Source organism: Aminobacter sp. NyZ550 (genome assembly GCF_025628925.2).
In the GTDB taxonomy this organism is placed as follows: Bacteria; Pseudomonadota; Alphaproteobacteria; order Rhizobiales; family Rhizobiaceae; genus Aminobacter; species Aminobacter ciceronei.
This window is the reverse complement of the sequence record NZ_CP114190.1, coordinates 582,410-606,802: the sequence shown is the minus strand read 5'-3', so window position 1 is coordinate 606,802 and position 24,393 is coordinate 582,410. Positions and strand designations below refer to the sequence as shown.

Below are 24,393 nucleotides of genomic sequence, written 5' to 3'. Positions count from 1 at the left end.
AACGGCTCCTTTGCGAGGCCAGACAGAGATATGCCGCGCTAGCGGGCGATTACAATCCCTGGCGCCGGTCCTGCCACCTGGCCTGGGCGATGGCGACCGACGGGGCTGCAGCGGCGAAACTGCGAAACGGCAGGGCGCGCGGCGAAGCCTCGGGGATCGGCAACGCGTCGAGCGGCGTGCCTGACGCAGCGTCGGCCAGCACCTCGCCGAGCATGGCGGTCAAGGCGATACCTCGGCCGTTGCAGCCGATGCCGCCGATGAAGCGCGGGCCGAACTCATAGACATGTGGCAGGAAGTCGGTGGTCATGGCGGCGGTGCCGCGCCAGATGCTTTCGACGGCAGGCGGTCGAGGCAAGCCGAGCTCGGCCTGCAGGCGCCCGGCGACCATCGCGGCCATGCGCGCCTCGGCGCCAAGCGGAAGCATCGACATGCCGCCGCTGATCAGCCGGTTGTCGCGGTCGAGCCTGAAGGTGAAGAGATTGGCACGCGTGTCGGCAACGGGGTTCCGCTCCGGCGAAATGCGCCGCACAGTGACCTCATCGAGCGGGGCGGTGGCAATCTGATAGACGCGCAGCGGCACGACGATGCGGCCGAGGCGGCGGGCGGCGCCCTGTTCCGAGGCATTGGTGCACAGCAGGACCTTATCGGCGTCGATCGTGCTTTGTCCGCTGGTCAGCCGCCAGCCATCGTTCGACCGCTCCACGGCCTGGACAGGTGCGTGTTCGTGGATCGATGCACCGGCCTTGATGGCAGCACTCGCCAATCCATAGGCGTAGTTGAGCGGATGCAGTGTGCCGCCGCTCTCATCGATGAGGGCGCCGGCATTGTGCCTGAGGCTGGCGCGGCGGCGCGCCTCGCCGCCATTGAGCATGCGCACCGGACGGCCCAGCGCCTGCCAGGCTTGCGCCCGGTGTTCGAGGATGCCGAGCATCTTTTCCGAATGCGCGACATGCATCCAGCCGACCTGCTCGGCATCGCAAGCGATGCCATGTTCGTGGATGGTCGCGTAGACGCGATCGGCGCCGCCACCGATCATCTGCAGCAGTCTGTAACCGCGTTCCTCGCCAAGCTTGCCAACCACCGCCGCAGGGTCGGCCTTGGCGAAATTCGGCACCACGAAACCGGCATTGAGTCCGCTCGCGCCGCTGCCGATCGTCTCCGCCTCGAGCACGGCGACACGCGCGCCGCGTCGGGCGAGGTGGAGTGCAGCGGTCAGGCCGGTGAAGCCGGCGCCGATGATTGCCACGTCGACCTTGCTTGCAGCGCGCAAGGGCTGGGTGACAGGGGCCGGATTGGCGGTTTGCCACCACACAGTACGCATGTGTTGGTGCGGCGCGCTCTGTGCGGTGGTCATGATGTCGCGAAGTCCGGCAGGCAAAAGGCGGTGACAGGTGGAAGCGGGCCGGCAAAGGCGGCGATCTCTACAAGGCACGTCTGGGCGCTGCAGCCTTGCGACAGGCCGGACGCCGGCATGTCGAGCGTCAGCACGTTCGGGTTGCCGTGCTTTTCGAGCCCGGTCACGGGGTCCGGATCGAACCAGGCGCCGGTGTTGAGCCGCACCACGCCGGGCATGATGTCGCCGGTGATGGTGACGGCGGCCAGACAGCGGCCGCGGTCGTTGAACAGCTCGACGATCTGTCCTTGTTCCAGCCCGCGTTGCGCAGCATCCCGAGGGTTCATGTAGACCAGCTCGCGCCCATTCGACTTGCCGCCGGCGCTGTGGGGGCTGGCGTCGAGCTGGCTGTGCAGCCGGCGCGCCGGCTGGTCGGTCAGAAGGTGCAGCGGATATCTGGTGGCGAGCCCGGCGCCCAGCCACTCCACCGGTGCCATCCATGTCGCATGGCCGGGGCAGTCGTCCAGGCCGAAGCCGGCGATACGCTGCGAGAAGATCTCGATCTTGCCCGACGGTGTACCGAGCGGTTTGCGCTCCGGATCGGCGACGAAATCGGCAAACATGGTGACCGGCTGGTCGAGCGGGGTCAGGTCGATCAGCCCGTCGCGCCAAAAGGTTTCGAAATCGGGCAGGTCGAGCCCGCGCGCGCGATTGAGTGGCCGGCATTCCTCGTAGAGCCGCGACAGCCAGCCTGTCGCGTCGAGCCCTTCGGAGAAGGTTTCGCCGCAGCCGAGCCGCTCGGCCAATTCGGCGAAGATGGCGTAGTCGTCGCGCGCCTCTCCCGCCGGCGGCACTGCTTGCTTCATGGCAACGATGAAGGCCTCCAGCGTGGCGGAACCGATATCGTCGCGTTCGAGCGAGATTGTCGCCGGCAAGACGATGTCGGCGCGCTTGGCCGTCGGCGTCCAGTACTGCTCGTTGACGATGACGGTGTCGGGCTTCTGCCAGGCCTTGAGCAGGCGGTTGAGATCCTGGTGATGGTGGAACGGGTTGCCGCCGGCCCAATAGATCAGGTGGATGTCGGGGTAATTCTGCGTCTTGCCGTTGTAGGTGAAGGGCGCGCCGGGATTGAGCAGCATGTCGGCGATGCGGGCGACCGGAATGAAGTCGGGAATGCCCGGCTTGAGCTGCGACAGCGTCGGCCCCTTGATGCGGGTGTGGGCGCTGCCGACAAGATTTGCCGCGCCATAACCGACGCCGAAACCGCCGCCAGGCTTCCCGATCTGGCCGAGCATTGCCGCCAGCGTCACCACCATCCAGTAGGGTTGTTCGCCATGGCTGGCGCGCTGCATCGACCACGAAACATTGAGCATCGTGCGTGCCGATGCCATATGGCGGGCAAGATCGACGATGGTTCCGGCAGGCACGCCGCTGATCTCTTCGGCCCATTCGGGTGTCTTCGGCACACCGTCGGTGGCTCCGGTGAGGTAGGGGACGAAGTTCTCGAAACCCGTGCAGCAGCGGTCGAGGAAGGCCTCGGCGTGCAGGTCTTCGCTGTAGAGTACCCAGGCCAGCGCCAGCATCAGGGCGGTGTCGGTGTTGGGTCGGCAGGCGATCCATTCGGCCGCATCGGAGACGGCGCCGAAATTGTCGCGCACCGGGCCGATATTGACGAAGCGGGTGCCGGCCGCGCGCATGCCGGCAAGGCCCGCCGGCACGCCGTGCAGGGCGACGCCGCCGGCATTGATCTGCGCATTCTTGACCGGCACGCCGCCGAAGCTGACGAACAGCTCGCAATGCGCGGCCAGCGTGTCCCAGGAGGAATGGCCGGCCATCAGTTCGTCCATGCTGGCCACGATATGCGGCAGCACGACATTGGCAGCGCCCAGGCTGTAGGAATCGACATGCCGGACATAGCCGCCGGCGGCATTCAGGAAGCGGTGCACCTGGCTTTGCGCGTGGTGAAAGCGGCCGGCACTCGACCAGCCATAGGAGCCACCGAAGATCGACGCATTGCCGTGGCTCGTCCGGACCCGGTCGATCTCGGCGGCTGCTAGGTCGAGGGCGAGGTCCCATTCGACCTCGACGAAGGGATCGCTGCCGCGTCGTTCCGCTGCAGTGCCAGGGCCGTGATCGAGCCAGTTCTTGCGTATCGCCGGGCGTCGGACCCGGAGCCTGTCGAGCGCCGGGTCGAGTTGGTAAAGGCCGATCGGGCTCGGGTCCCGATCGCGCCTGAACGGCCTGAGGGCGGGCAAGCCGTTTCCACGGGGTTCGACCTCGTAGGTGCCCCAATGGGAAAGCGTGTAGCTGGTCATGCCCGTCCGGTATCCGCTATTGCCTTAGCCGTCGATTTCCGCCAGCAGCTTTGCCATATCCTCGGCGCTGATGGTCTTGTCGATGACCAGTTCCTCGCCCTCGATGTGCCAGGTCAGCGCGGGGCCGCTGATGTCGCCATTGACGTCGAACTCGATCGGGCCGAGCGCGCCGACATATTTGATCGGCTTGCCGGCCTTGACCAGCTCTAGCGCCTTCTTGAACTCCGCCGGGCCGGTGCCGATGACCTCGCCGCCTGGCGTCTGGGTCTTGCGGATCGCATCGCGGATCGAAGGGCCGGACAGGTCGGGCGCGATGTTCATGGCAAGGCCGAGGATCGTTACGGCATCATATTCGTTGGAAATGCCGGGGCCGTCGGCGCTGATGTTGTAGGCCGTCTTGAACGCCGCCTTGAACTCGTCGAGCGTGGCGCTCTGGGTCGAGGTGTTGTCGGTGCCGAACGCCTTGGTCAGGTACTTGGCGCCGACCGCCTTGACGAAGTCGGGGCTGCGCAGCGCGTTGTTGAGGATCAGCTGCTGCGTGCCGCCGAGCGAGATCCATTCGCGGGCGATGGTGGCGCCGTCCTGTGGGAAGGCGACGATGAACATCGCATCGGGCTTCTCGGCCAGCGCCGCCGAAACTTCGGCGCGATAAGACGCTTGGTTTTCGTTGAAGGCGACAGCCTTGACCACTTCGCCGCCGAACTTCTCGGTTGCCTTGGTGAAATCCTTGACCAGGCTCGCGCCGTAGTCGGTGTTCACATAGATCATCGCGATGCGCTTGAGGCCGCGGTCGGCCGCGATCTTAGCCGGCAGGTAGGAGAGGTTCTTGACCACCGGGAAGGTGCGAAAGAAGAAGCCGCCGGTCTTGCCTTCCTGCGCCATCGTCGTCAGCACCGGGGCTGACGAGCAGCAGGCGATCTGGGGTATCTGCGACGGAGCCGATACCGAGGTCAGGATCGGGATGGTGACGCCGCTGCCGATGCTCGCCGACAGTGCCTTCACGCCCTCGACATCGACGAGATATTTGGCGGCGTCGACGCCGACATTGGGCTGGCCCTGATCGTCGCGCAGCACGAACTCGACCTGGCAGCCCTTGACGCCGCCGCCTTCGTTGATGTTGGCGATGGCGAGCTGTGCGCTGTTGCCGATGGCCTTGCCCACCGCACCCATCGATCCCGTCAGCGACAGCACGCCGCCGATCTTGACCGGGCAAGCGGCATCCTGGGCCATTGCCGAGGTGGTGGAAAATGCGGTGGCTGCAAGCAGGCTGGCCAGCATCAGGCCCTTGGTTTTGTTCATCAGTCCGTTCCCCTTGTTTGGATGATGGCAGCCGCGTGCTCGTCTCAGGCCTTGGTGCCCCGTTGGTCAAGCCGTCGCGGAAACGTTCCTCACTTCCATCATTTGATCATAAGCGCACAAAATTTTGCGGTTGTAAAGCGAGGCCGGAAGACGTGGAGTTGAGACCGCAACGGCGGAGGAAATGCCGAAATACGTGATTGTAATCAGATGTTTGATTTATTTAGCAGCGTCTTTCGTAGCCGCCTAACGCAGGAGAAAAGCGAAGCGTCCGGATTTCGGATTTTTGTCGAATTTGTGCCGGCTCGAAAGATTTTCACCTGCCCTGAAGCCGAAAGCAGGCACGATTCAGCGGCCTGCCGGGGCCAAGATCGGGCCCGCTGGCATCTCGACAGCTGCCCCTTGGTCAGTCAAACCGCGCCGAAATCATGCATGCGGGGATATTCGAGCTTGAAGGATGCCAGCCTTGTTGGCATCTAGGCAAAAATAATATTTGCAAATGCATATGACTTGATTAGGCTGAAACAAACCTGGCCTTCCGGACCGGGCAAAGAGGAGGAGAGCCAAGATGACAGCCAACCGGACGCTGGCGGATTTCGCGTCGGCAATCGCCACGGGCGCGGTCCAGATCGTCGACCTGACCGCACCGCTGGGGCCAGATACGCCGGTCCTGTACCTGCCGCCGGACTTCGCCAAGAACACGCCGAAGTTCAAGATGCACGAGATCTCGCGCTATGATGCCAACGGTCCGTGGTGGGCCTGGGGCTGGATGGAGCTCGGCGAGCACACCGGCACCCATTTCGATGCCCCGGTGCACTGGATCTCCGGCAAGGATGTCGCCCAGGGCACCACCGACACCGTGTCGCCGCAGTCATTCGTAGCACCTTGCGTCGTTATCGACTGTTCAAAGGAGGTCGCCGGTAATCCGGACTTCCTGCTGACCGCCGATGGCGTAAAGGCCTGGGAGGCGGTGCACGGTCAAATTCCGCGTGGCGCCTGGGTGCTGATGCGCTCGGACTGGTATCCGCGCAACACCTCGACCGAGGCCTTCCTGAACGCAGACGACAATGGCCCGCATACGCCCGGGCCGAGCGTCGACTGCGTTCGTCTGCTGGTCGAGCGCGGCGTGCTGGGTTTCGGCAACGAATGCGTCGGCACCGATGCCGGCAGCGCGGTGGCGATGGATCCGCCGTTCCCCGCGCACAGCTTGCTGCTCGAAGTCGGCAGCTACGGCCTCGCCAGCCTGTGCAACCTCGACAAGCTGCCGGCCACCGGTGCCGTTCTGGTCGTGGCGCCGCTCAAGATTGTCGGCGGCACTGGCAGCCCGGTGCGCGCCTTCGCGCTCGCGCCACGCGCCTGATCGAGCCTCAGTGGGGACTGCGGCGGCTCCCACCGCCGCTGTCGCCTCGAGATGGATGGGTACCAGCCATCACGAGGCGTAGGGCCGGGTTGCCTTGTGGCGCCCGGCCTTTTCATTTGATGCCAGGTGAGACGCTCTGGACGGTTGCCGGATAATCGGCTTCATGGCAATCCGGACAGCGTCGAACTCCATCGAGCCGAACGGGTAGCAATGGTCACGAAATACTTCACCGGGTCGTTCAGGGAAGCTGGAGATGGCAACCGTCTGCCCAGCCTCGGCGAAATCGGGCTCAACCGCTTTGCCCCGCACCTCATCAACCGCCTGTCGGCAAGCTACAACGCCAACCTGCAGGAACGGCTGCGCCCGCTCGACCTGACCACGCCGAAGATGCGGGCGATCGCCCTTCTGACAATCTCGCCCGGGCTTACCGTCAACGAGCTGTCATTCCTCGCGGTTGTCGAACAGTCGACGATGAGCCGTACGCTCGACGCGCTGGAGGAGCAGGGCTTTGTCCGGCGCCAGTCGCGCGCTGACGACATGCGCGTGCGCGAAGTGCACATCACCGACGCCGGCCGCGACGTCTTCCAACAGTTCTGGCCGGTGCTGTTCGGCATCTTCTCGCAGCTGTTCGAGGGCATCGAGCCCGACGAATACGACGCTTTCATCGTCACGCTGCACAAGGTCCTGCGCAACATCGACCGGATCGGCGGCGGCGGTGACGCAACGGTCAAGAACGGCGACGGAAAGGCCGACGCCGAGACTTAAGCTACGGCGCGAGCGCGTCAGGCGAAGCTGCGGACCGTCGCCAATGCGCCGTCGAGCGACTTGCCGGCCTCGTCCTGCAACGCCGCCTGAACGAGGCGCTTGAGCCAGGTTCCGCCATCCTCACGCCCCTTGAGCAGGGGCACTGCCGACAGCACCTTGTCGAACTTGCCCTGGCCGCGGCTGTGGGTGTCGGAATAGCCCTTCACCAGCCGACGGCTGCCGACCACCGCTGACGCCAGCTCATAATTGACGGGCAGCAGGGATGACGCCATTTCCAGCCAGCTTGCGATATGCGCCATCTCGCGCTTGTGGCGCAGCATGGTGCGGCGTATCGGCTTCAGGCTGGAGAGCGCATAGAGGGCCAAAAACCAGCCGACGGTACCGGTGCGCACGCGCCGGCCCTTGCTGAACAGGCGCTCCAGCAACTTGAGCAGCGCCGGGCGGTTCTCGATGAACTGGCCGAGGGACGCCGGCATCGTGCCGACAACCTCCTCGGCGCGCGGGTGCATGTATTCGGTGGTGTAGACGAGTTGCTCGCCGGTGGCGCCGATTTCCTTGCGGACGCGTTCGAACCGCGTCGCGCGCGTCTTGAGGTCGGCGACCCGCACGACATCGTCATAGGCCATGGCGATGGCGAGATATTTGGCGATCTCCAGGCTGAAGCCGAAGTTCCTGGTTTCGCCGCCGGCGTTTCGGTCAAGCGTGAGCAGGCGCGACGCCTTGTCGAGATACTCCTCGGCATAACGCGGGTCCTGGAAGTCGACGAGCTTCTTCGCGCCGGCATAAAGCATCGGCGCCAGCACTGGCGGGAACTCGGAATGGATGCGGTCGAGCAGCCGGTCGAGCTTTGGATGGCCGACCGACAAAGGTGCGTCCGGCAGCAGCTTTTCAGGCTTCCTGGCCAGTTTGTCAGGCGTGCCGTCGCGGGCTCTGTCGAATGCGGCGCCAAAGGCACGCAGGCTGGCCTCGACGCCCTTGCCGCCGGCGCGCACCGCAGCCTCGAAGGCCTGGCGCGTGAACGGCAGGACATTGGCGCCGGCCAAGGCGCCGAACATCGCCGACGAGATGACGCTGCCATTCTTTTCGGCCAGCGTCTGCATGTCGAAGACAATAGTCTTCCTGGCCGCGACGCCGAAGGCATCGGCGACGGCGAGCGGATCGCCGGTGCCGTCGCCCGGCACTTCCTTTTCGCCGACCGCATAGGATCGATGCGTCGAGGCGATCAGCGTCGTCTTGTCCGGCGTGACCAGTCCACGCAGCATCGAGCGGCCGGCTTCCATGAATTCGGCCGCCAGCACGACATCGACGTCGCCGGGCGTCGGCATCAGTGACAGCACCGGCATCTGGCCGTCCTTCGGCTTGAGCATCTCGACATAATAGATCGTGGCACCGGTGCGCTGGGCAACACCGGGCACCGAGGTCGACTGGGCGACCCAGCCCTCGGACTCGGCGAGCGCCACCACCCAGTCGGCGAGCACGCCGCCGCCTTGCCCGCCCATGGCGAGGATGGCAATCGAGATCGGCTTGTCGTCGGCGGCTATGGTCGTCATCGGACTGCTCATGTCGTTCACCCGAAGACCACGCGCCTGGCTTCGCGGCGGCGCTGCAGGAAGCCGATGACGGCGTTGCGCAGTCTGGCTGCGAAACGGTCGCGCGGGGTGGGGTTGTAGATGATGTCGGCGCGATAGAAGGACGGGCACAGCACTGCCGCCTCCGAGACCTCGCCGCAATTGCCACAGCCGACGCAAGTGTTGTCGATCGCCACCACCGGATCGTCGCGCAGCGGGTCGTCGGTATGCTTGAGCGACAGCGACGGACAGCCTGACAGACGGATGCAGGCATGATCGCCGGTGCAGGTGTCCTCGTCGACGCCGAAGCGTTCGCGCACCATGCGTTGGCCCGACTTGACAGCCTTGGAAAATAGCGGCTTCTCGCGCCGCTGACGGTTGAGCATGCATTCAGAGGAGGCGACGATGATCTTCGGCCCTTCCTCCTTCGAGGTCAGCGCCTCCTTCAGCGTGTCGCGCATCTTCGCCACATCATAGGTGCGGTCGATCTGGCGCACCCATCTGGCGCCGATGCCCTTTACCGCCTTGACGATTGAGTTGTTGGTCGAGCGCTCCGGATTGTCGGCGCGTGACGACAATATGTCCTGCCCGCCAGTCGCCGACGAATAGTAGTTGTCGACGACCATGATGACGCCGTCATGCTTGTTGTAGACGGCGTTGCCGACCGAGGTGGTGAGCCCGTTGTGCCAGAAGCCGCCATCGCCCATCACCGAGATGGCGCGCTTGCCGGCGTCGACATTGAAGGCCGAGGCAGAGGCCGGGCCGAGGCCGTAGCCCATGGTGGAGCCGCCGATGTTGAACGGCGGCAGGATGGAAAACAGGTGGCAGCCGATGTCGGCCGAGACGTGGTGTTCGCCGAGCTCCTGCTCGACGAGCTTCATGGCGGCGAAGATCGGCCGTTCCGGACAGCCGGTGCAGAAGCCAGCGGGGCGCGCGGGCACGACGGCGTTAAGCGCCTTGACCTTCGGATCGGCAAGCACCGCATCGGCGCTGGGCAACGGCGGGCGGTTGCCGAGAAGGGCTACGGCATGCTCCTCGATAAACGCCTGGATGCCGTTCATCAGCACGGCCGCCGTATAGTCGCCGCGGATCGGCAGCACACCCTTGCCGGCGAGCCTGGTGTTGATGTCGCGCCGGCGCAGGATCGAGTTCACCGCCTGCTCGAGATAGTCGGGGTGCCCTTCCTCTACCATCAGCACGGCGCGCTTGCCGGCGCAGAATGCCGACACCTCGTCGTCGATCAGCGGATAGGTGACGTTGAGCACATAGAGCGGGATTGCTGTGTTGCCGTAGGCGTCGGCGAGCCCCAGCAGTTGCAGCGCCCGCATCACCGAATTGTACATGCCGCCTTGCAGGATGATGCCAACATCACCCGCGTCGGGGCCGAACCATTCGTTCAACTTGCGGCTCTTGATGAAATCGATGGCCGCCGGCCAGCGTTTCTCGATCTTCTCGCGGTCATGCACGGTGATCGACACCGGCGGCAGCACGATGCGGTCGAGATCGCGCACCGGATTCTCCAGCGCCTCCTTGATCGTGAATTCGGGACGCTTGTTGTCCTTGGCGACGAACTGGCCATGCACGTGGCAGGCGCGGATGCGCACCTGCATCATCACGGGCGTGTTGGACGCTTCCGACAGCTCGAAACCGTCTTCGACCGATTTGACGATCGATTCGAGATTGGGGCGCGGGTCGAGCAGCCACATCTGCGACTTCATAGCGAAGGCATGGCTGCGTTCCTGCGGGATCGACGAGCCCTCGCCATAGTCCTCGCCGAGGATGATCAGCGCGCCGCCCTTGACGCCGCTCGACGCCAGGTTGGTCAGCGCATCGCAGGCCACATTGGTGCCGGCGGTCGATTTCCAGGTCACCGCGCCACGCAGCGGGTACATCACCGAGGCGGACAGCATGGCGGCCGCAGCGGCTTCGGAAGCGGAAGACTCGAAATGCACGCCGAGCTCGTCGAGCACCGGCTTGGCATCGGCGAGAACGTCCATCAGATGCGAGATCGGCGAACCCTGGTAGCCGCCGACATAAGAGACGCCGGACTGCAGCAGCGCCTTGGTGATGGCGAGGATGCCCTCGCCGCGAAAGAGATCGCCCTCACCGAGCTTGAGGTCTTCGACCTCCCGCGCAAAAGACCGTTCCGCCATGTCGACCCTCCCAGGCGTGGCAAGACCGCTGCCACCATGGCTCGACGCCCCTCAGGGCCGCCAGGCTTGCCGGGCGTCGAGCTGCATATCTATGAAAATGCATATTCATGAAAATGCATGGATCTGTCAATCGCTGCGGGGTGGATCAAAGGGTCGAAAGATTAAGCAGCCGAACGAGTGGCGATCTTCCTTGACCGATACGTGTGATGCATGTCTGTGCATATATAAAACGATCGCCCAGCGTCACGGCGTGCGACTGCAACGCCAAAAGCTCCGCTTAGCTGGCTGGCCGATGCCAGCGCAGCGACATGCAGGATAGGCCGGCGTCGATCTTGCCGATCTCGGTCGTCTTGAGCGGCACCACATTGTAGCCGAGCCGGTCGAGCATCTCGCTTGTGCGTGGATAGTCGGAACCCACCATCACCACGCCGTTGACACGCAGCGCGTTGGCGGCTGGCTCCTCACCTGCCGGGATGGTGACTTGCCGGAAGCCATCGAACACACCAGAACGGCCGAGCCTTTCGGTGGTCAGCATCGTCTCTTCGTCGAGCAGCGAGCAGTCGGTTTTGAAATGCAACACGCCTTCCGGCGTCTGCACGATCTCGCCCTTGCGTCCGAGGCGGTCGAGGCTGGCGACGAGGCCTTCGGCACCGGCGCGGTCGGTGCGGGCCGACAGCCCGATCATCACGCTCCGGGGCGTGGTCAGCACGTCGCCACCGTCAGCGAAGCCTGATGACGGCAGGTCGAGCACGGTGCTGAACATCGCCTTCAGTGTCGGGGCGATTTCTGCGGTTTCCCCGACCCGGGTCTCGGCGCCGGGCCGGAGCAGGATCGCACCCTCAGGGAAAACCAGTGCGGGGTCCTCGACGAAGATCGAGTCGGGGAAGTTATCCAGCGCCGGCAGCACCGTGACCTCGACGCCCGCCGCCTGCATGGCTGTGATGTAGGCCGCGTGCTCCGCCTTGACGCCATCATAGGTCGGGTTGCCGCGATCGTCGGCGCGCAGGCCGTTGACCACCGAGCGCGCCGGCTCGCGCACGATCGCCGCGTTGAATTCGTAGACGGCTGGCTTCGATGTCATGCGGCGTGCTCATCTTGCTGGTTTGGATTGACCGCAGCCTGCCCGAAACCATCTGGCATGTCGACGGGCAGGACATGGGCTAGGGTTGCGGATGCGTCACTGCCCGCGTGCGCGTCGAAACTCGCTCGGCGACTGGCCTGAAATGCGGTGGAAGTCGCGGCTGAAATGATAGGGATCGGCATAGCCTGAGCTCAAGGCCACCGCCGAGATCTTGGCATCGGAGGAGGTCAAAAGCCGCTTGGCGAAGTTCATGCGTTCGTGGCGCATCCAGTCCATCGGCGTGGTGCCGGTCTTCTGGCGGAACTGGCGGTGCAGCTGTGAGGCGCTGAGGCTGGAAATGTCCGCCATGTCCTCGATTTGCCAGTTGCGGGCGATGTCGGCCCTCAGCGCCCGCATCAGCCGCTGGATGCGCTCGCTGCTGTCTTCCTCCTGCTCGCCGCGTTCGGCGACCAGCAGCGCGATCAGCTGGCCGACAATGGCGCTCGACAGCGCGTCGGTGGTCTGGCTGCGATGGCCGAGCGTGCCGATCGCCTGCTCGAACAGCGGCTCGGCGGTGACAGATCCCGAAAAGACCGGCGACTGGCCGACACGCAGGAAGGCGAACACGGCGTCGAGGCCGTGGCCGTCGATACTCATCCAGAAATAGTGCCAATGGTCGGCCTCGGCGTGGCAGCCATGGGCATATTGCATCGCCGTATCGAGCCAGACGACGCTGCCGGCTCCGGCGGCGAAGCGCTGACCGGCGATCTCGATCAGGCCGCGGCCTGAGATGGTCAGGATCAGCGTGTGGTGGTGGAAGCGCCGCGTCACCAGCCCGTCGTTTTCGGTGAAGTGCGTGCGCCCGGCGACCAGGATCTTGTAGGGATAGGCCTCGGCGTGCCGCCCAGGCGTGTGGAACAGGATCTCGTCGCGGTGGTCTTTGGTCATTTTTGCGCAGGCCGGTAAGCTCGTCCGTTGCCAGCGTTGTAATGGCATGTCACCGACGATGCGAGTTTTATCCATCAAGGCGCGACTGGGGTGCATTCATATCGGCGCCGTTGGCGCTAGCCTGTGACGACAGCTGCCGCATCGTGGCGGCAATCCAGTTGGAGCGACAAGATGGCGACCGCTACCCCAAAGGCAAGCGTATCAGGCACGGCATTCGAGCCGCTGTCGCGCGCCTTCGCCCAGAACCCCTATCCGGCCTATGCGGCGCTGCGCGACAAGGGTGAGCCGCAGTTCTTCCCTGACTTCGACATGTGGCTGGTCGCCCGCTTCGACGACGTCGCCGGCATCGCCCGCGACAACTCGATGGTGCGTTCGCCCGAATTCTTCATGTCCGAAGAAGAGATCACTGAGCAGAAGCGCCGGCAGAACTGGCTCGACATGCCACACCATCAGCGCTTCGTGCAGTTCTCCATGCTCGACAGCGACGGCGACGTGCACGACCGGCTGCGCAAGCAGGTGTTCCGCGAGTTCACGCCTGCTTTCATTGCCCGGCAGCGTGGCATGATCCAGAGTTTCGTCGACAAGTTGGTGGACGGCCTGATCGGCAAGGGCGAGATCGATTTCGTCGAGGACCTCGCCGCCCAGGTGCCGGGCCACATTATCGGCCGCGTGCTTGGCGTGCCTGATGAGGATTGCCCGCAGCTGCGCGTCTGGTCGGAACGGGTTGTCCAGTTCTTTGACATCAATCGCTCCGACGAGCGCAAGGCATTGGCCGAGCAGGCGACGACCGAATTCTACCACTACCTGCTCAAGCTGATGGCCGAGCGCCGCACCGCACCGCAGGAAGACCTGATCACCCGCCTGATGGCGGCGCAGGATGCCGGTCTCCTCAATGAAGACGAGCTGGTCTCGACCTGCATGCTGATCCTGATGGCCGGCCACGGCTCGACCATCGACGTGCTCGGCTCTGGCATGCATGCGCTGCTGCGCTTTCCCGACCAGATGGAGCGTCTGCGGCAGAATCCGGGCCTGATACACACGGCGATCCAGGAGATGTTCCGCTTCGAATCGCCGTTGCCCTTCTTCCACCGTTACTCGACCACCGACTGCATGGTCGGCGGCAAGGCGTTCCCGCGCGGCACCAAGTTCGGTCTGCTCTATGGCGCCGCCAACCGCGACCCGGCAGCCTTCGGCGAAGACGCCGGCAGCTTCGATGTCGCCCGCAACCCCAACCGTCACCTCGCTTTCGGCGGCGGCGCCCATTTCTGCCTCGGCAACCATCTGGCGCGCCTCGACATGGAGGTGATCTTCACCACGCTGATTAAGCGGCTGAAGTCGATTTCGCTCGCCGAAGCCGAGCCCCAATATAAGCCCGGCCTGTCCGTGCGTGGCCCCAAGGCGCTGCGCCTGACGCTGACCCCGGCCTGATTCAGGAGATAACTGATGTACCGCGTAACCTTCGTCGATGCCGACGGCCAGGCAACCGAACTCACGGCCAATGAAGGCCAGAGCGTTATGTCCGTGGCTGTTGCCCACGGCATCGACCAGATCCTCGCCGAATGCGGCGGTTCCTGCGCCTGCGGCACCTGCCACTGCTATGTCGACGAGAGCTGGACCGAAAAGCTGCCGGCAGCAGACGATTCCGAGCAGGGCATGATCGAATGCCTGATGAACCCGACGGAGCGGAGCCGGCTTACCTGCCAGCTCAAGATGTCAGTCGCCCTCGACGGCCTCGTCGTGCACCTGCCGCGCGAGCAATATTGAGCGTGGCCGCCACGGCCCAAAGGCGCTATCTCTAGGCTTCCCGGTAACAGGAGGCTCTGATGACGCTGCAACTGACGGGCATTCACCACCTCACCGCCATTACCGCGGATGCGCCTGGTAACCTGCGCTTCTACACAGGGACGCTGGGCATGCGGCTGGTCAAGAAGACGGTCAACCAGGACGACACCAGCGCCTACCACCTGTTTTATGCCGACGGAAAGGCAAGCCCGGGCTCGGACCTGACCTTCTTCGACTGGCCGGTCGGGCGTGAGCGCCGCGGCACCCACAGCATCTGCCGCACCGGCCTGCGCGTCGCCGGCGAAACGTCGCTCGACTGGTGGCGCGAGCACCTTGCAGCCAAGGGCATCGAATCCTCGGAGACGACGGACATTGGCGGTTACAAATCGGTCGACTTCGAAGATCCCGAGGGTCAGCGCCTGCGGCTGGTCGACGACGGCGGCAAGGGACCGGCCAATGAATGGTCGGCAAGCACTGTTCCATCAGAGCACCAGATCAGGGGCCTCGGGCCGATCACCATCAGCGTGCCCGACCTCGGCAACACCGAGCTGGTGCTGACCAGGGTGATGAATCTGCGCAAGCTGCTCGATTTTCCCTCGCCCGATGGCGATGGCCATGTCCATGCCTACGAAATGGGTGAGGGCGGGCCTGCGGCCGAGTTGCACGTCACCGTCCAGCCGAAACTCAATCCAGTGATGCAAGGTGCAGGCGGCGTCCATCACGTCGCCTTCCGAACACCAGACGTCGAGCAGATCCACGAATGGACAGCGCGGCTGCAGGAGTTTCGGCTGCCGTCGAGTGGCGAGGTCGAGCGCCACTATTTCCGTTCGCTCTATTTCCGCGAGCCCGCCGGCGTGCTGTTCGAGATCGCTACCGACGGCCCGGGTTTCGCCGTCGATGAACCGATGGAGACGCTCGGCGAACGCTTGTCGCTGCCGCCGTTCCTCGAGGACAGGCGGGCGTCGATCGAGGCCAGGCTCAAGCCTCTGGTATGACCCGGCAAGGCGCGCCGTTAGAGATTGCGAGCGGCCAGCCAGTCTCTGACGATCTCGATATCGGCCGCCTCGAAACCGTGGCCTGAGGATATGGTGCGGGCATCGACCTCGGCGCCGGCGTCGCGCAGCAGGCCGGCGAGTTCGGGGCCGAAGCTGCTGAACATGTCGACGTCGCCCGCGATCGACAGCACCTCGGTATCCGACAGGTCGGCCGCCGGCGGTTGTTCCAGCACCATCGCTGCGCGCAGCAGCGCCGCCCGCCTGATGGCGCCAGGATGCAACAGCATGGCGGCAGCCAGCATGTTGGCGCCGTTGGAGTGCCCAAGAAACACTAGCTTTGCCGGATCCAGCCGGTAAGCCTCGATGGCTCCCTCCACGAAGGCGACCAGCGCGTTGGCCTCCGACCTGATGTCGGCCTGGTCGAATTTGTTGGCCGAGAAGCGGCGAAACCAGCGTGGTGCGCCTTCGTCGGTGGCGCGGCCACGCAGTGCCAGCAGGGTGGCATTCGGCGCGGCCTTGGCGGCGAAGGGGAGAAGGCTGGTCTCGTTGCCGCCCGAGCCGTGCAGCAGCACGATCGTCGTGCCATCTGCATTTTCGGGCGTATAGAAGCGGTGCACGAAAGGCAGTTCGCGATAGATGACGCGCTCCTCGCCCGGCCAGGCGAATTGCGGCAGCATCGTCTTCAACTCATCGAGCTTGTCGGCGCGGTCGGGCGGCACGAACAGATGCGTGCCGAGTTCGTCCACGGCTTCGTCCACCGCCATTCCGGGCGCATCGGTCGCCAGCTCGATCAGCGCGCCGCCAGGTTCGCGCGCATAGAGCGAGTAGAAATACTTGCGGTCATGCACGTTGGTGATCGAGGAATTGCTGGAGCCCAATTCGCCATGCACCCGTTCGACCTCGGCGACGTCTTGGGCACGGAAGGCGATGTGGTCGATGGTGCCGGTACCCGGCGCGCTCGACCAGAAACCCTTGGCGTCGCGGATATCGACAACGTCGCCGGAGTCGGAAATCAGCCGGCGGATGAACTCGGTGCTCGTCTGGGGCCGATAGCCAAAATGCTTGGCAATGAAACTTTCGGTCAGCTCGGGCACCTCGGTCATGATGGTGGCGCCGCGGATGCGGCGGATGGCGTGCTCGACCGGAACGCTCGAACCGTCCCAATCCACCGGAGCCGGGAAGCCTGCCACCCCGACCAACTTGACGATCACTCCGTCGGGATCTTTCAGCCTGAGCGTCGGCTCGCCCATCTCTTCCATCGGGCCCGAAATCTCGATGTGATGCGACAGCGCCCGCGTCAGCCAGAACCCTATGCTGGCCGGATCGATGGCGAGCGATATCTCGCTCGCCTGGCCGTGGCCGATGCGCCCTGGCGCGCCGTCCTCCCAGACGAGGAAGGTGATCAACGTTCCCGGCTTGGCTGCGCCATCGCCATAGAACAGGTGAAGCTGGGTCGCGTCTTCATAACCGCCGGTCTGCTTGACCAGCCGGAGCCCGAGGAAACCGACATAGAAGTCGACATTGGCCTGCACCTTGCGGGTGATGAGCGTGATGTGATGGATGCCTGCGCCCATGATGCACCTCCGGCCGATTTGCTTTCGGCCGACATTCCCTCAGCCGGGCAGTCGGTGCAACCGATGTTCGATTGGCCAAAAAGAAAGGCCCCGACAAGCGGGGCCTTCCAATCTCGATGTCGAAGGCCTCAGGCCGACAGCGCCTTGGTCTCGCGACGCCTGATATGGAGCACATGCTCGGTGTACCCGCTCGACTGCGTACGGCCGTTGAAGACAAGGTCCTCGGCGGCCTTGAAGGCAGGGCTGTCGAAGCCCGGTGCCAGCGGCTTGTAGCCTTCTGTCTCGGCGTTCTGCCTGTCGACGACGGCTGCCATGCGCCGCATCGTTTCGCGCACCTCCGTCTCGCCGACGATGCCGTGGCGCAGCCAGTTGGCGACGTGCTGGGAAGAGATGCGCAGCGTCGCGCGATCTTCCATCAGCCTGACATCGTCGAGGTCGGGTACGGTCGACACGCCAACGCCCTGGCCGATCCAGCGCACGACGTAACCGAGCAGGCCCTGCAGGTTGTTTTCGAGCTCGGCCTTGATCTCGTCGGCGCCGTAGCTGCGGGGCGCCAGCGGAATGGTCAGCAGATCGGTCAGCGAGGCATGCTCCCTGCCGCGCAGTTCGTCCTGGACTGCCGCGACGTCGACGAGGTGATAATGCATGGCATGCAGCACGGCTGCCGTCGGTGTCGGCACCCAGGCGGTGCTGGCACCGGCCAGCGGATGGGCGATCTTCTTGTCGAGCAGGCCGGCCATCTGGTCGGGGGCCGCCCACATGCCCTTGCCGATCTGGGCGCGGCCGGGAAGGTTGCGGGCAATGCCGACATCGACATTGTTCGCCTCATAGGCCTTCAGCCAGGTGGCGCTTGCCATCTCGGCCTTGCGCATCATCGGGCCGGCTTCCATCGAGGTGTGGATCTCGTCGCCGGTGCGGTCGAGGAAGCCGGTGTTGATGAACACCGTGCGGTCGCGCACCTTGGACATGCAGGCGGCGAGGTTGACTGATGTGCGGCGCTCCTCGTCCATGACGCCGATCTTCATCGTGTATTTGGGCAGGCCGACGAGCTCCTCGATACGCTTGAACAACAGGTCGGAGAGGCCGACCTCGTCGGGGCCGTGCATTTTCGGCTTCACGACATAGACCGAACCGGTGCGGCTGTTGCGTATGGCATTTTCGCCGCGGATGTCTTGTGCCGCACTGGCAACGGTGATCGCCGCGTCGAGGATTGCCTCGGGCACCGGCTTGCCGGCCGCGTCGAGCACGGCGTCGGTGAACATGTGGTGGCCGACATTGCGCACCAGCATTGTCGAACGGCCATGCAGCACAAGCGTGCCGCCGCCGGGTGCGGTGAAGACCCGGTCTTCGACCAGCTTGCGGGTGACGGTCTTGCCGTCCCGGACAAATTCCGAGCTCAGGCTGCCGTCCATCAGGCGCTGCCAGTTGCGGTAGACGACAATCTTGTCTTCGGCGTCGACTGATGAAACCGCATCCTCGAGATCCATGATGATCGAGATCGCCGCCTCGATGACCACGTCTGATATGCCGGCGGCGTCGAGCGCGCCGACCTGATGCTCGCGGTCGAGCACCAGTTCCATATGCAGGCCGTTATTGACCAGGAGCACGCTTCTCGGCTCATGGCGCGGGCCGGTGAAGCCGGCAAACTGGCTGGGCGAACGAAGGCCGATCTTCTTGCCGTCGGCCAAGGTCACCTGCAGCTTGCCGCGCTCGACGATGTAGCCGACAGCGTCGGCATGGCGGCCGGCAGCCAGCGGCACGACCTGATCGAGGAATTCGCGGACACGGGCGATGACCAGCCTGGCACGGGCCGGGTTGAACGCCTTGCTCTTTTCGGCGCCACCGGTCGCGGGAATGGCATCGGTGCCGTAGAGCGCGTCATAGAGCGAACCCCAGCGCGCATTGGCGGCATTCAGCGCGTAGCGGGCATTGGACAGCGGCACCACCAGCTGGGGGCCGGCGATGGTGCCGATCTCGGCGTCGACGTTCTTGGTCGCCACCTGGTAGGCGTCGGCGGCAGGTGCCGGCACCAGATAGCCGATGTCACGCAGGAATTGCTCGTAGGCGGTGCCGTCATGCGGCTTGCCCTTGTGCTCCAGATGCCATGCATCGATCTTCCCCTGCAGTTCGTCGCGAATGGCGAGCAACTCGTGATGCCGGGGCGCGAGGTCGCGAATGATATCCGAAAGCCCGCTCCAGAACGCCGTGGGTTCAAGCCGGGCGCCGGGCAGCACCTCCTGCTCGACGAAGGCGCGCAGCGCCGGGTGGACTGAAAGGCCGGCGACGCTTTCATAGGTCTGGGTCATGGGATGGCTCCTTCGATACGCGTGAGGCGCGGCAATTTCGTAGAATGCTGATGACAGTGATTGTATCCATTGACAAGCGTTTTTTGATACAAGATAGTATCCAAGTGCTTGGGTCGCCAGGCTGGCCGCTGTCCGACGCGCCCAGACGGCTGCTGCGCACCATTTTTCCGGCGAGGCGTCAGCATGATCGGCATCATCAAGAGTTCATTGCCGGACGGCCGCAGCCTCACTGCTGTCGAGGCGCTGCAGGCCGCCGCGAAGCTGGGGCTGCAGGGGCTGTTGTTCAACTCACTCTTCGACGTCAGCCCGACGCTCGATCCGGCAGAATTGGCCGCTGCCCGGGCCGAGGCGAACCGCTTGGGCCTGGAAATCTCGTCGATGCTCGGCATCGTCAATCCGGCGCTGCCCGCCCGCAGCCGGCCGATCGTCGACGCCGGCGGTGGCGACATGCAGGCAGGTATCGAGAGACTGGTCGATCTCGCCGCCGGCATCGACATCCGCGACATGTTCTTCATCATCGGCATGATCGAGGACCGCTTCGAGGCCGATGTGAGCTGGCAGGCCCAGCTCGACGGCGTAGCTGAGCTGCTTGGCCGCTGCGCCCCGGCCCTGCGCCGGAACGGCTCGAAGCTGCTGCTCAAAACGCATGAGGAAATAGCAACATCAGAGATCGTGGCGCTGGTCGAAAGGATCGGGGCCGATGTGCTCGGTGTGGCCTTCGACCCGGTCAACGTGCTCTGCCGGCTGGAGGATCCTGTCGCGGCGGCCCGGCGTGTCGCGCCATACGCCGCTCAGCTTTATGTCGATGATGCCGTCATGCGCTTCCAGGAGAACGGTATCCGACGCTTCCTGGCACCGCTCGGCGAAGGTTTTGTCGACTGGAATGGTATCAGGCCGCTGCTGCCCGACGCGAAAGTCTGGATCGAGATGCATGCCGGCCAGTTCGCCATGCCGGTGTTCGACCGGCACTGGCTCAACAACCAGCCGCCGGTTGCCGTCGGAGAATTTGCCTCGGTGCTGGCGATGGCAGCGAAGTTTGGAACGCGCCAGGTGCCGTGGGACCAGGCGGCGCCTGTCGCGCGGCTGACAAAGGCATTGCGTAGAGGCCTGCCATAGTCCTTTCGCCGAATTATTGGATACGATTTTCACAGTGAACCGAATATGAGGCGCCGGGCTTATGCCGCGACGTCGGACGTCAAAACACAGTCATTCGCGCGGGAAGCGACCGCGCACCCAAGGAGGCCTTCATGCGTTACCCTCGCGACATGCGCGGCTACGGCGAGAACCCGCCCCATGCCAACTGGCCGGGCGGCGCCAATGTTGCCGTGCAGTTCGTGCTCAACTACGAGGAAGGCGGCGAAAACAACATCCTGCATGGCGATGCCGCCAGCGAGGCCTTCCTGTCGGAAATCCCGGGTGCTGCGCAGTGGCCGGGCCAGCGCCACTGGAACATGGAGTCGGTCTACGAATATGGCGCCCGCGCCGGATTCTGGCGGCTGCATCGTCTGTTCACCGACCTCGACGTGCCGGTCACTGTCTATGGCGTCGCAACCGCGCTGATGCGCGCACCTGAACAGTTGCGCGCCATGCAGCAGGCCGATTGGGAAATCGCCAGCCATGGCTACAAATGGGTCGAGCACAAGGACATGCCGGCCGATGAGGAGCGTGCCCAGATAAAGGAAGCGATCCGCCTGCACGCGCTGGCCACCGGCGAGCGCCCCACCGGCTGGTACACCGGCCGCTGCTCGGTCAACACCGTTGACCTGGTCTCCGAGGAGGGCGGCTTCGCCTACGTCTCCGACACCTATGACGACGACCTGCCCTACTGGCGCGAGCATCAGGGCCGCGCGCAAATGATCATCCCCTACACTCTCGAAGCCAACGACATGCGCTTCGGCACGCCGAACGGCTTCAATTCAGGCGACCAGTTCTTCGCCTATCTCAAGGACACCTTCGACTATCTCTATGCCGAAGGGGCGGCCGGCCGGCCGAAGATGTTTTCGATCGGCCTGCATTGCCGCCTCGTCGGTCGCGCCGGCCGTATCGCGGCACTCAAGCGCTTCATCGAACATGTACAGAGCCACGACAAGGTCTGGATCGCCCGCCGCATCGACATCGCCCGGCATTGGGCAAAGGAACATCCCTATGTGAAGCCGAAGCTGGTGCCGTCGAAGATGGACAAGGCAGGTTTTGTCAAGTCGTTCGGCCAGTGCTTCCGCGGCGGTGAACTGCTCGCCGAACGCGCCTTCGACGGCGAACTGGCTCCGGTCAACGACAGCCCCTTTGGCCTGTTCTTTGCGCTGCGCACGCAGTTTCGTGCTGCCAGCGAGGCCGAGAAGTTCGAGGTGCTGAAGGAGTACACGCCGCTCGACCCGCGTATCAAGGCGGCAAGCATCGTCGCCGACGAAAAGGACGCGAACAGCCTCGACGCCATGACCGCCAGCCAGCAGCAGTTGCTGCTGGAACTGCTCGGCGCCTATGAGGAAAAATTTGGCTTCGGCGCCATCTTTGTCGTGCGCAACTACACCACCGCATCCCTACTGGCTTCGCTGGGCGCGCGGATCGAGACGGACCGCGACACCGAACTGGCCGTCACCTATGGCGAGGTCGAGCGGCTGGCGGAGATCCAGGTCGAGGCACGGTTCTCGGCCTAAGGATCTATGGCGAACACGTCGCTCGTGACCCGCAAGCGGGTTTCGAGCGACGCGTCGAGAATGCCGATTTGCCTCAGGCGTAACGCGACAGGATTTCGCTGAGGTTGCGCTTGGTGCGCTTGGTCTGGCCGATATTGGCCTGCTCGAACACCTGCTGCAGATGCTCGATGATCGCGTCGGCGCTGGCCTTGGGATCGCGGGCCCTTAGCGCCTGCAGAATCGCCACATGTTCGTCGACGCTGCAGTCGGTTTCCTGATGTGTGCTGTGCTGGGCGAGGATCAGCGACGTCCGCGAGATCAGCGATTTGAGGAAACCGGCGAGCACCTCGTTGCCGGCCATCTGTGCGGCGAGCAGATGAAACTCGCCGGAGGCGACGATCGCCGCCGTATGGTCGCCGGCGTGGCGGATGCTGTGTTCCTTTTCCAGATGCTGTTCCAGCATTGCGATCTGCTTGTCGGTGACGACGGTCGCCAGCTTGGAAAAGATCTCGCGTTCGATGGCATTGCGCGCCTCGAACACCTGGCGCGCCTCGTCGGGTGTCGTGCTGGCAACGAAGGCGCCGCGATTCTGCCGGAACTCGACCAGTGATTCGGTGTGCAGGCGGTTGAGCGCGGCGCGCACGATGGTGCGGCTGACAGAAAACAGCGCGCCGATCGATTCTTCGCTGAGCTTTGTGCCGGGTGTCAGTTCACGCGCCAGAATGGCCCTGAACAGAGCTTGATAGATCGCATCGATCTTCGATCCGGCTTTCTCGTCGAGATCAGTATTCGCAGCTTTCGCCATTCCCTCACCAGCCAGAGTTGTACAGGCAGCGCGCAACAATGCTACGTCTCAGATGCATCGGCGCACGGCGGAAGACAAGAGGAATGCAAGCCTTGCTTCGTTATTCGTTTTATATTAGCCGGTGTCGTACGACGCAGCGGGCGTGCCATTGCCGCCGAATTCCCTCCGCTGCAAGCCAGCGCAGGCGCCTTGTTTACATTGCGGCCACTCTAGCACATGTTTTCTAATACAATAGCGAAAACTATTGCGCGCAGTCGTAAGGACTTTTGAATACGATTTGAAAATGAGCTGATTTTCGTCTGATCGGCAGTCGCTCAGCTCCCGCCGCTCCGGCGCTGCAGTTGGGGTGCTGGCTGGCCCAGTGCCTGCTTCAGGAAGGGCGACAGGCCGAAGGTTTCGGTCGCAGGCGCGGGTGCATCCGCCGCAGCCGGCTGTGGGTCTGCCGCCAGGCGTAGCGCCTTGCCGATGGCGATGCGGTGAGGGTCGAGAACCGGCACTTCCGCAGCCGCGATGACCTCGGCCAAAACAGGGATCAGCCCGGCGCCGCCCAAGACGACACGTTCAGCCCCGAGTGCCTTGGCTTCCATCGCCAGGAAGCTGGCGATGGATCGTGCATCGTCGGCCACAGACTCGATGGACCGGATACCGGCTATCCTGTCGCCGAGGCCGAGTTTCAGCACCAGTTCGCCGAGCATTTCGCACCAGACCGTGCCGTTGGTCGAAACGAGCGAGGTTCCCGGCATAGCCGCTGCTGCCAGCAGGCCGGCTTCGGCAAATCCGATCACCGGCAGCCTGGTCATCTCGGCGAGCGCCTCGCGGCCGGGGTCGCCAAAGCAGGCGAGTACGATTGCGTCGGGCGTCGCACCCTCACCAATGGCCTTGGCGGCTGCGTCAAGCACGGCGTGTGCGGCGATCGAAACCGCGACACGGGTCGAGATGTAGCTGAAGCCGAAACTGGCGGTGACGGTCTGCACCTCTGCGGCGCCCGCCACCTCTTCGCGCACGAGTGCGTCGATGACCTGGCTGACGCCGGTCGAGGTGTTGGGGTTGATGACGAGCAGGCGAGGCAGGCGGCGCATCGAATTCCTTTGATATCACGGTCTTTGCTTCCGCCCCTCGCGCAACAGCACGATGGTTTGAGAGTCGGGACGCGGACGCCTTTTGCGAAGCATCCTCAGCTCGGTCTGATATCATTGTATCAGATAAGATGTAAAGTTTGTATCCAAAAATTGGATGCAGTTCTGCCCAGAAGACGAGCAGTCTGCCCGCGAAACCGGCATCTTGTCGGATGAAAAATGACAGATCGATACCGGGTTGGATCCATCATCGCGGCTGCACCGAGGAACGCATTTTTCACGAGGCGGGCGCAGAAGTCTTCCGGATGGCATCTTAAGTAACCGTTTTTATTGAATTTTTTTGCGAAGGCTGAAGCCGTTGGCGTGTGCACACATCACGCAACATTTATGTATCCACTGAGGAAAAAATCGGATACAAAAGTGA

18 protein-coding genes are annotated in these 24,393 nt (G+C 64.1%); 7 read left to right on the top strand and 11 right to left on the bottom strand.

Features of this window, described 5'->3' with window-relative positions:
* Positions 1-49 precede the first annotated feature (49 nt).
* The 3 genes from N7E70_RS02940 to N7E70_RS02930 are packed head-to-tail and all read right to left on the bottom strand — an operon-like array spanning position 50 to position 4,947.
* Positions 50-1,354 carry an NAD(P)/FAD-dependent oxidoreductase gene (locus N7E70_RS02940; RefSeq protein ID WP_263005502.1) on the bottom strand — a complete coding sequence of 435 codons (1,305 nt, stop codon included), beginning with the start codon at positions 1,352-1,354 and terminating at the stop codon, positions 50-52.
* Positions 1,351-3,648 (bottom strand): molybdopterin guanine dinucleotide-containing S/N-oxide reductase, encoded by a 2,298-nt coding sequence (locus tag N7E70_RS02935; protein ID WP_263005501.1) that lies wholly within the window; start codon positions 3,646-3,648, stop codon positions 1,351-1,353. Before N7E70_RS02935 ends, N7E70_RS02940 begins: the two co-directional genes overlap by 4 nt.
* A gap of 24 nt (positions 3,649-3,672) precedes the next feature.
* Entirely contained in the window at positions 3,673-4,947 is a 1,275-nt protein-coding gene (locus N7E70_RS02930; RefSeq protein ID WP_263005500.1) for an ABC transporter substrate-binding protein, read from the bottom strand.
* Between the two features lie 565 nt (positions 4,948-5,512).
* Here N7E70_RS02930 and N7E70_RS02925 point away from each other — a divergent pair.
* Positions 5,513-6,304 carry a cyclase family protein gene (locus tag N7E70_RS02925; RefSeq protein WP_263005499.1) on the top strand — a complete coding sequence of 264 codons (792 nt, stop codon included), beginning with the start codon at positions 5,513-5,515 and terminating at the stop codon, positions 6,302-6,304.
* A 210-nt stretch (positions 6,305-6,514) separates the two neighbouring features.
* Positions 6,515-7,069 carry a MarR family winged helix-turn-helix transcriptional regulator gene (locus N7E70_RS02920; RefSeq protein ID WP_154385213.1) on the top strand — a complete coding sequence of 185 codons (555 nt, stop codon included), beginning with the start codon at positions 6,515-6,517 and terminating at the stop codon, positions 7,067-7,069.
* A gap of 17 nt (positions 7,070-7,086) precedes the next feature.
* Here the strand turns inward: N7E70_RS02920 and N7E70_RS02915 are convergent, their stop codons facing one another.
* From N7E70_RS02915 to N7E70_RS02900, 4 genes are all read right to left on the bottom strand, one after another.
* Positions 7,087-8,619 carry an indolepyruvate oxidoreductase subunit beta family protein gene (locus N7E70_RS02915; protein ID WP_263005498.1) on the bottom strand — a complete coding sequence of 511 codons (1,533 nt, stop codon included), beginning with the start codon at positions 8,617-8,619 and terminating at the stop codon, positions 7,087-7,089.
* A gap of 17 nt (positions 8,620-8,636) precedes the next feature.
* Positions 8,637-10,790 carry an indolepyruvate ferredoxin oxidoreductase subunit alpha gene (locus N7E70_RS02910; protein ID WP_263005497.1) on the bottom strand — a complete coding sequence of 718 codons (2,154 nt, stop codon included), beginning with the start codon at positions 10,788-10,790 and terminating at the stop codon, positions 8,637-8,639.
* A gap of 277 nt (positions 10,791-11,067) precedes the next feature.
* Complete coding sequence (locus N7E70_RS02905) at positions 11,068-11,871, bottom strand: arginine deiminase family protein (RefSeq protein ID WP_263005496.1); 804 nt, start codon at positions 11,869-11,871, stop codon at positions 11,068-11,070.
* A gap of 96 nt (positions 11,872-11,967) precedes the next feature.
* Complete coding sequence (locus tag N7E70_RS02900; protein WP_192312623.1) at positions 11,968-12,798, bottom strand: AraC family transcriptional regulator; 831 nt, start codon at positions 12,796-12,798, stop codon at positions 11,968-11,970.
* A 171-nt stretch (positions 12,799-12,969) separates the two neighbouring features.
* Between N7E70_RS02900 and N7E70_RS02895 the strand changes: the two genes are divergently transcribed.
* Genes N7E70_RS02895 through N7E70_RS02885 form a run of 3 tightly spaced genes read left to right on the top strand, consistent with a single transcriptional unit; the run spans position 12,970 to position 15,575 of the window.
* On the top strand, positions 12,970-14,226 hold the full coding sequence (locus tag N7E70_RS02895) for a cytochrome P450 (protein ID WP_263005495.1): 1,257 nt from the start codon (positions 12,970-12,972) through the stop codon (positions 14,224-14,226).
* 15 nt (positions 14,227-14,241) lie between these two features.
* Positions 14,242-14,562 (top strand): 2Fe-2S iron-sulfur cluster-binding protein, encoded by a 321-nt coding sequence (locus N7E70_RS02890; protein ID WP_263005494.1) that lies wholly within the window; start codon positions 14,242-14,244, stop codon positions 14,560-14,562.
* Positions 14,563-14,621: 59 nt separating this feature from the next.
* Complete coding sequence (locus N7E70_RS02885) at positions 14,622-15,575, top strand: ring-cleaving dioxygenase (RefSeq protein ID WP_263005493.1); 954 nt, start codon at positions 14,622-14,624, stop codon at positions 15,573-15,575.
* A 17-nt stretch (positions 15,576-15,592) separates the two neighbouring features.
* On the opposite strand, the gene N7E70_RS02880 is transcribed toward N7E70_RS02885, so the two are convergent.
* Entirely contained in the window at positions 15,593-17,149 is a 1,557-nt protein-coding gene (locus N7E70_RS02880; RefSeq protein ID WP_263005492.1) for a VOC family protein, read from the bottom strand.
* Positions 17,150-17,277: 128 nt separating this feature from the next.
* Positions 17,278-19,455, bottom strand: coding sequence for a malate synthase G (locus tag N7E70_RS02875; RefSeq protein ID WP_263005491.1), 2,178 nt, complete (start codon positions 19,453-19,455; stop codon positions 17,278-17,280).
* Positions 19,456-19,638: 183 nt separating this feature from the next.
* Between N7E70_RS02875 and N7E70_RS02870 the strand changes: the two genes are divergently transcribed.
* Positions 19,639-20,571, top strand: a complete 933-nt coding sequence (locus N7E70_RS02870; protein ID WP_263005490.1) for a sugar phosphate isomerase/epimerase family protein — start codon at positions 19,639-19,641, stop codon at positions 20,569-20,571.
* A 131-nt stretch (positions 20,572-20,702) separates the two neighbouring features.
* On the top strand, positions 20,703-22,109 hold the full coding sequence (gene puuE, locus N7E70_RS02865; RefSeq protein WP_269441440.1) for an allantoinase PuuE: 1,407 nt from the start codon (positions 20,703-20,705) through the stop codon (positions 22,107-22,109).
* Positions 22,110-22,182: 73 nt separating this feature from the next.
* On the opposite strand, the gene N7E70_RS02860 is transcribed toward puuE, so the two are convergent.
* Together N7E70_RS02860 and N7E70_RS02855 are read right to left on the bottom strand one after the other, a co-directional pair.
* On the bottom strand, positions 22,183-22,893 hold the full coding sequence (locus N7E70_RS02860; RefSeq protein WP_263005487.1) for a GntR family transcriptional regulator: 711 nt from the start codon (positions 22,891-22,893) through the stop codon (positions 22,183-22,185).
* A 314-nt stretch (positions 22,894-23,207) separates the two neighbouring features.
* Positions 23,208-23,972 carry an aspartate/glutamate racemase family protein gene (locus N7E70_RS02855; RefSeq protein ID WP_263005486.1) on the bottom strand — a complete coding sequence of 255 codons (765 nt, stop codon included), beginning with the start codon at positions 23,970-23,972 and terminating at the stop codon, positions 23,208-23,210.
* Positions 23,973-24,393 lie beyond the last annotated feature (421 nt).